Origin of the sequence: Mesorhizobium sp. GbtcB19 (assembly GCF_019091085.1) — a bacterium.
Lineage (GTDB): Bacteria > Pseudomonadota > Alphaproteobacteria > Rhizobiales > Rhizobiaceae > Mesorhizobium.
This window is the reverse complement of the sequence record NZ_JAGXJY010000404.1, coordinates 1-245: the sequence shown is the minus strand read 5'-3', so window position 1 is coordinate 245 and position 245 is coordinate 1. Positions and strand designations below refer to the sequence as shown.

Sequence of the window (245 nt, the reverse complement as noted above, 5' to 3'; positions counted from 1 at the left end):
TATTTACTTTTATACATAATTAGTTTAGAAATTAAAACTTAAATAAATTTTTCATCCCTCCATCTAGCAGCAACATAATCCTCGAAATCATAATTACCTAAATTCAAATTATCAACATGGTCTGTGATAATTATTTGAGGCATAAACCCTGCTTCTTTATAAATTAATTCTAATTCTTTTAATATCGTTACATACATTGCTTCTACAACTTCAATATCTGTTCCTTTACTGTCATTTTTATCAAC

General features: G+C 25.7%; 1 protein-coding gene. It reads right to left on the bottom strand.

All coding sequences use genetic code 11. The annotated features are described in order from the left end of the window. Positions 1-38: 38 nt before the first annotated feature. On the bottom strand, positions 39-245 hold a 207-nt coding region (locus tag KVT37_RS32600; RefSeq protein WP_217579065.1), incomplete at its 5' end, for a DUF3732 domain-containing protein.